General features: G+C 54.9%; 5 protein-coding genes. 3 read left to right on the forward strand and 2 right to left on the reverse strand.

Annotated elements, in window-relative coordinates; all coding sequences use genetic code 11:
• The first annotated feature begins 322 nt into the window (after nucleotides 1-322).
• Together hgcA and hgcB are read left to right on the forward strand one after the other, a co-directional pair.
• Complete coding sequence (hgcA, locus tag R6U41_RS05405; RefSeq protein WP_410268812.1) at nucleotides 323-1,270, forward strand: mercury methylation corrinoid protein HgcA; 948 nt, start codon at nucleotides 323-325, stop codon at nucleotides 1,268-1,270.
• 71 nt (nucleotides 1,271-1,341) lie between these two features.
• Nucleotides 1,342-1,677 carry a mercury methylation ferredoxin HgcB gene (gene hgcB, locus R6U41_RS05410; protein WP_410268813.1) on the forward strand — a complete coding sequence of 112 codons (336 nt, stop codon included), beginning with the start codon at nucleotides 1,342-1,344 and terminating at the stop codon, nucleotides 1,675-1,677.
• Between the two features lie 510 nt (nucleotides 1,678-2,187).
• On the opposite strand, the gene R6U41_RS05415 is transcribed toward hgcB, so the two are convergent.
• Both R6U41_RS05415 and R6U41_RS05420 read right to left on the reverse strand, forming a co-directional pair.
• Nucleotides 2,188-3,378 (reverse strand): HD domain-containing phosphohydrolase, encoded by a 1,191-nt coding sequence (locus R6U41_RS05415; RefSeq protein ID WP_410268814.1) that lies wholly within the window; start codon nucleotides 3,376-3,378, stop codon nucleotides 2,188-2,190.
• 27 nt (nucleotides 3,379-3,405) lie between these two features.
• Nucleotides 3,406-5,622: a PAS domain S-box protein gene (locus tag R6U41_RS05420; RefSeq protein ID WP_410268815.1), complete on the reverse strand. Its 2,217-nt coding sequence runs from the start codon at nucleotides 5,620-5,622 to the stop codon at nucleotides 3,406-3,408.
• Between the two features lie 255 nt (nucleotides 5,623-5,877).
• Between R6U41_RS05420 and R6U41_RS05425 the strand changes: the two genes are divergently transcribed.
• On the forward strand, nucleotides 5,878-6,763 hold an 886-nt coding region (locus tag R6U41_RS05425; RefSeq protein ID WP_410268816.1), incomplete at its 3' end, for a DEAD/DEAH box helicase.

A 6,763-nucleotide genomic window follows, 5' to 3' on the forward strand; every position in this document is an offset into this window, starting at 1 on the left:
AAACGGTTTTGTGATGGTTTTCGCATGAGTCGTGTCGGGTGTGGTTTGTTTGTCTGCGGCTCGTTTTCGGCGATCGTCCCGGGGCTTTGGCGCCCGGAATTTTAAACTGTCTGAGGGCGATCCGCCCGAGTTTTTAAAATTCCAGCCAAAGCCCCGGGACGATCGCCGAAAACGAGCCGCAGACAAACAAACCACACCCGACACGACTCATGCGAAAACCATCACAAAACCGTTTTTTGCATAACATCCCCTCGCCAGGAAATTATTGACCTCAGGCCGGTTTGTCCGTATTTTGTGCAATCCTGCATAACGGTATTAAAAAATGACAAAACAAAGTCTGCTACAAAATCAATCAAACCAGCATCCGGACCTGAGCCTGTCGTCAGGGGGTGTGCAAATCGGAATAGGATCCGGGGTCTCATCCTCCGGCTGCTGACCGTCGGATCAAGCGGGCCGGACGGGTCCGCCGGATGAAAACAGCCCGGTGCTGGATACCAACGGAATCAATGTCTGGTGCGCTGCGGGCAAAAAAACCTTTGGCACAAACGAACTGGTCAGCCGGATTCAATCAAGCGGGCTTGCAAAAATCGTATCCCACCGGCAGGTCATCCTGCCCCAGCTTGCCGCACCCGGGGTGGCCGCTCACAAGGTCAGATGGGCCTGCGGATTTACGGTGATCTACAGCCCTGTGGAAGCCGATGACCTGCCGGCATTCATGGACAGCGTGATGAAGGCCTCCCGGCAGATGCGCACCAAGAACTTTCCCATGAGCGAACGCGCGGTACTCATTCCCATGGAATTCATCCCGGCCGCAAAATGGATGGCTGCCTTGATAGTGATTTTTTTCCTGCTGGGCGGAGCCGGGTTTTCCGGTGCCTGGTGGGCGGACGTGCGCATTCAGGGAACCTTTGCGGCCCTGATGCTGGCAGGTGGTCTTTTGGCGGGATCCGTGCTGACCCCGCTTTTGCTGCCCTGGATTCCCGGCCGGGCGTTTGCCGCAAAAGGCGCCATTGCCGGCATGGTCGCATCGTTTGCAATTGCCGCCGCTGCCGCCCCGGATTTGGCCCGGGCCGCTTCTTTGGCCGAAGCCGCGGGCATGGCACTGATTGCAACGGCTGCGGCCGCCTTTATGGGCATGAATTTTACCGGTGCTTCGGCTTATACCTCCCTTTCCGGGGTGCGCCGGGAAATGCGCGCGGCCGTGCCCGCCATGATCGCCGCAGCAGTGGTGGGCCTGGTGCTTTGGACAGCTGCCCGCTTTATCTCCTGATCCGCAGGATGGACTTGCATTTCCATGGCAGCAGAACCATTGTAAAAGAAGACAGAAAGGTGAACAAGACTATGGGGACCACATCTTTTACATACCTGAAAAACGTCACCACCCTGGAACTGAATCCGGAGCTGTGCACAGGCTGCGGCATGTGTGCCATGGTCTGCCCCCGGGAGGTGCTGGCCCTGGCAGACGGCAAAGCCGAAATCATCAGTCGGGATGACTGCATGGAATGCGGGGCGTGCGCCCAAAACTGCCCCACGGCCGCAATCACCGTGGATGCCGGGGTGGGATGCGCCGCAGCGGTGATCAACAGCATGCTGGGACGCACCGGCGATTCCTGCTGCTGTGTTGTGGAATCAGACGGAAAGAAGGCCCCGCCCCAATGCGGGCCCGGCTGCTGCTGAAACACGCTTCTTCCAAGCAACATCAAAAAAGTTGCTGTTCGTGCCTGGTTCTATAATTTTCGCATGATGCCGGCCGGTGGCGATTTGCTCCCTGCTGACCGCTTGCGCGCTCAATGCGACTCGCAAACCACCCCGGCCGGCATCATGGCCGAGTGTGTGCAAAATTTCACACCAAGGGAGTCGCAAGGAACACATTTACGTCTTAAAAAGCGTTGTTTTCATGCCCGGTCCCGTGGGCCGGCCCGGCAAGAACCCTTCCAAGGAAGCCCGGGGGCGGGGTCGGTTTGTGAAGCGACATTGAGCGTTTCCGGGATAAATTCAGCCAATGCCGGAGCGAGTAAAGTTTCAAATTGCCCGGGGCTGGATGGAAGAAACCCGGAAACGGTCAGGAGCGAAAAAACCGGCGCCGGCCCCGGGGCTTCCTTCCTGTAAAATACAGCGGACGTGGTAAAAAGCTTTTTACGGCGCCATCAATAAAAAGAGAACAGCAAAACGGCCGGATCTTTGGGTCTATTTCAGCCTTGGGGCGATGAGCCGGTCCATGTGCACGGCCTGGTCGCGTTCGCTCCAGGCAAAATCGGCCAGGGATGCGTTTTCAATCTCCCCCACTTCCCGGCGGATTTGTTCCACCTGGTCGATGTTGCTTATAAAGACCGCCACCAGGTCCGGGTCAAGCTTGACCCCTTGTTCTGAGCGGATGATTTCCACGGCCACTTCCAGAGGATAGGGGTCCTTGTAAGGGCGCCTGGAGGTCAGGGCGTCAAAAATATCGGCAATGCCCACGATGCGCCCGCTGATGGGAATTTCTTCTTTTTTCAGGCCCCTGGGATAGCCGGAGCCGTCCCATTTTTCGTGGTGGTTTAACGCGATTTCATGGGCAGTTTTGAGCACATCCGCCCTGGACCCGGCCAGGATGCTGGCGCCGATAGTGGTATGGGTCTTGATGGTTTCAAATTCCTCTGCGGTCAGCCGCCCGGGCTTGATCAGGATCTGGTCGGGAATGCCGATTTTGCCGATATCATGCATGGGAGAGGCGTATTGGATGAGCTTGACGGTTTCATTTGCAAGACCGATTTTTTCAGCCATCAGGGTGCAGTAGCGGCTCATGCGCACAATATGATCGCCGGTTTCCTCGTCCTTGTATTCCGCCGCGCTGACTAGGCGGTTGATCGTATCCAGGTAGGCGTACTGCAGTTCCTCATGCGCGTCTTCCACCTCGATTAAGGCATTTTTGAGCTCAACAGAGTATTTTTCCAGTTTTTTGACGGAATTCTGGAGTTCCGTATTGATATGGTCCCGTTCCACGAGCAGATAGCGCATGTGCAGCACGCGCTTGAGCCGGATCATCAACTCCTTGAAGCTGATGGGTTTCTGGATGAAATCGCTTGCCCCGGCCGTGACAATGGATTCGTAATTATAGTCCTCGGTAAATCCGGTCATGACCATGACATCGCTATCATAGGCGGCCTTGATTTTTTTCAGCAGATCCACTCCGTTCATGCCCGGCATGCGGATGTCAGTGAGCACAACATCGAAATGGTTCTCAGCCATAATCAAAAGGGCCTGCTCCCCGTTTGCGGCCGTGCGGCATGTGTAGCCGGCCTTGGACAGGGCCTGAAAAAGCATTTCCGTGATGGGCGTCTCATCATCGACTACAAGTACGGGAATCTCGGATGGTATTTTTACATTCTGCAGATTCATCAATTCATTGCTTTCCTGCTTTTTTTGTCACTTTTGTTCTTTTACAGGTATTTGCCCCATGGAATCAAGAGTTTTCCGAATGACCCCGGCCATTTCCTGCCTGGAGATGGGTTTGAGCAAAATGGCCTGGATATCGTCTTCCAGGATGGTTTCCCGCGTGATTTTTTCACTGTACCCGGAACACAGGATAACCGGGACATGACTGCGGATCTGCCGGATTTTCCGTGCCAGCTCAATGCCGCTGATTTGCGGCATGCTCTGGTCGGTGATGACCAAGTCAAAATGATCCGGTTTGGATTTAAAGGCGTTAAACGCCTCTGGACTGTCAGAAAACGCAGTGACCTGGTAACCCAGTTTTTGCAGGGTCATTTGTTCGACTTCAAGAACCCGTTTTTCATCATCGACCAGCAAAATTCGTTCACTGCCTTCAGGCAGGCAAGTGTCGGGTTTCGGGTCGGACTGCCGGTCCTGGCTGCTTTTGGCTGCGGGAAGGTAAACATGAAAGCGGCTTCCTTTTTCGGGTGTACTGTTTGTGATGATGATTCCCCCGGCGTTTTGGGCAATTCCATAGCTCACTGACAGGCCCAGGCCGGTGCCTTTGTCCTGGGATTTGGTGGTAAAATAAGGATCGAAAATCTTTTCCATCACCTCGGCGGACATGCCGCATCCCGTGTCGGATACGGTGATGCAGATATAGGTGCCGGCATCAAGCTGGGCATGGAGTCCGGTGTTTTCAGCAGTGACCCGCACCCGCCTGAGGTTGACTTCAAGTTTTCCGGTTGGCTGGTTTTCCATGGCGTGATAGGCGTTGGTGCACAGGTTCATTATCACCTGATGGAGCTGGGCCGGGTGAATGGTCACAGCGCCCGCATCCTGCTGGATGTCTGAGTGGATTTCAATGGATGCGGGGATGGTGTTGCGAAGCAGTTTCAGTGTTTCCTTGATGATTGGCTCAACCCGCACAGGTTCCGGATCCTGCTCGGCGCTCTGGCGGCTGAAGGCCAGAATCTGGCGCACCAGCCCCTTGGCCCGGTCAGCAGCCTGGAGCACTTTTTCCAGATTTGCAGCAGCCGAAGTTTGCGAAGGGATGTCCTGGAGGGCGAGTTCCGTATATCCGATGATGGGAAACAGCACATTGTTGAAATCATGGGCAATGCCTCCGGCCAGGGTGCCGATGGACTCCATTTTCTGGGCCTGCTGAAGCCGGGCTTCGAGCTGCCGGGTTTTTTTCCGGGCCTGGATGCGTTCTGAAATATCCCGGGTGATCCCCCGAAAACCCGCGGGTTTTCCTTTATTGTCGTAGAGCAGGGAGACCGAGGCTTCCAGGTGCAGGATGCTGCCGTCTTTTCTGCGGGTTTTCCAGTTAAATGCCTTGACCGGATTTCCGGTTCGGTAGACGTAGTTGAAGGTTTCAAATACGGACTGGACGTCTTCTTCGTCAATGAGCTTTTTATAACTTTGCCCCTTGAGCTCCTCCCATGTGTAATTGTGCATGCGGAGCACTGCACGGTTTAACAGCCGGTAATGACCGGCCAGGTCCACTTCGTAATAACCGTCTTCAATGGTGTTTAAAATGGTGCGGTATTTTTTTTCACTTTTTTTCAGGGCCTTGCGCGTTTTGTGCTGTTCGGTGATGTTTCTGGCAATGCCGCGCACGCCCGCAACCTCGCCGCCGCGTTTGTGGATCAGGGTGCTGGTATATTCCAGGATCAGGTCTTTTCCGTCCTTGTTGACCAGCCGCATGTAGCCATGGTCCTTGCCGTTTTTCTGGAGCCGTTGGAGATAGTCGTCCACCTGGGGGATATAGGGGTCGCGCACCAGGTTCCTGAGGTTCATCTGTTTTAACTCGGTGGCCGAGTAGTCTGAATCCCGTCTTACGGCGCTGTTGAATTCATAGAAATTGCCGGAAAGATCGTGGAAGAACACATAATCATTTAGATGATTAAGGATGTCTTCCATTGACTGCTGCTGCCGGAAGGCCTTGTCTGCGGTCTTCCGCTGCCGGTTGATTTCGGCTTTCATTTTCCGGATCCTGCTTTGCTGGCGCAGCAGCAGGATCAGAAAGCAGGCCAGCACAAAGACCAGTAGTGCTGCGGCCGCCCCAGCCCATCCGGCATAGCCGGTCTGGCAGAGCCATGTTCCGGTTTGTTTGACAAAAGGGGTGGTTTCTGCTCTTGCAGCTGCAGGCAGAAAGCACGCAAGAAAACAGACCGGAAAAATCCGGCGGTCAAAATGCTTGATCATTGCGCGTATCCGAATTGGCGGTTATGCAGGAATGCCTTTTGTTGTGCACAATCCGTTTAACATATTTTACAGGTGCATAAAAGTGGAAAAAATCTATTTTTTATTTTGAAATTTTGGGTGTTCCTTGATTTTGCCCAAAAGGCTCGCTATGTTGCCCTTGCATGCCGCAGGTGATCTGTTTTTTGCCGGTTTGCCCGGAAAAGGCGGCTTGCATGTTTTTTTTGGGATACAACTCAACCAGCCAATAATTGCCGTATGAGCACGAATCAACAAATCCGGAAACAAATCGCCCGGCTTCGATCAAAGATGGACCGCGCCCTTCACTGCGACCGGCATGCCGTGGAGCGCGAAATCCGTGGTCTTGAAAAAGGCAATGCCGGCAAAAAAAAGCCCAAAGATCCGGCAGAAATTCTTCAGCGTTCAGAAAAGCGCATTGATGCCTCCATTGCCGTGCGAAAACAGCGCATGGACAATCTTCCGGAAATTTCAGCCAACCCGGATCTGCCTGTATGGGAAAAGCAGGATGAGATCACAGCGGCCATTGCCGCCCATCAGGTGGTGATCATCTCCGGGGAGACCGGCTCGGGCAAAACCACCCAGCTGCCCAAGTTCTGCCTGCAGGCCGGCCGGGGTATGGACGGCCGTATCGGGTGCACCCAGCCCCGGCGCATTGCCGCGGTGACCGTGGCAGACCGCATCGCAGAGGAACTCGGCCAGCAGACCGGGGCCGGCGTGGGCTGCAAGATCCGGTTCTCCGACCGGGTCAGCGACCAGACCGTGATCAAGATGATGACAGACGGGGTTCTGCTCGCAGAAACGCAAGGGGACAAGTATTTAAACGAATATGACACCCTGATCGTGGACGAGGCCCATGAACGAAGCCTCAACATTGATTTTCTCCTGGGAATTCTCCGGGGCTTGGTCCGCACCCGCCCGGATTTGAAGGTGATTGTCACCTCTGCCACCATTGACACGGAAAAATTTTCAAAAGCCTTTGGAGATGCGCCCATAATTGGCGAAGATCCGCGCCTACTACGTCCTGCGCCACCTAGCCCGGCGCCACGACGTGACCCTGGTCTCGTTTGTGCGCGGGGACGACGCGCCGGAGTCGCTGGCGCATCTGGAGTCCTTCTGCCACGCC

Source organism: Desulfosalsimonas sp. (genome assembly GCF_046483245.1).
Taxonomy (GTDB): domain Bacteria; phylum Desulfobacterota; class Desulfobacteria; order Desulfobacterales; family Desulfosalsimonadaceae; genus Desulfosalsimonas.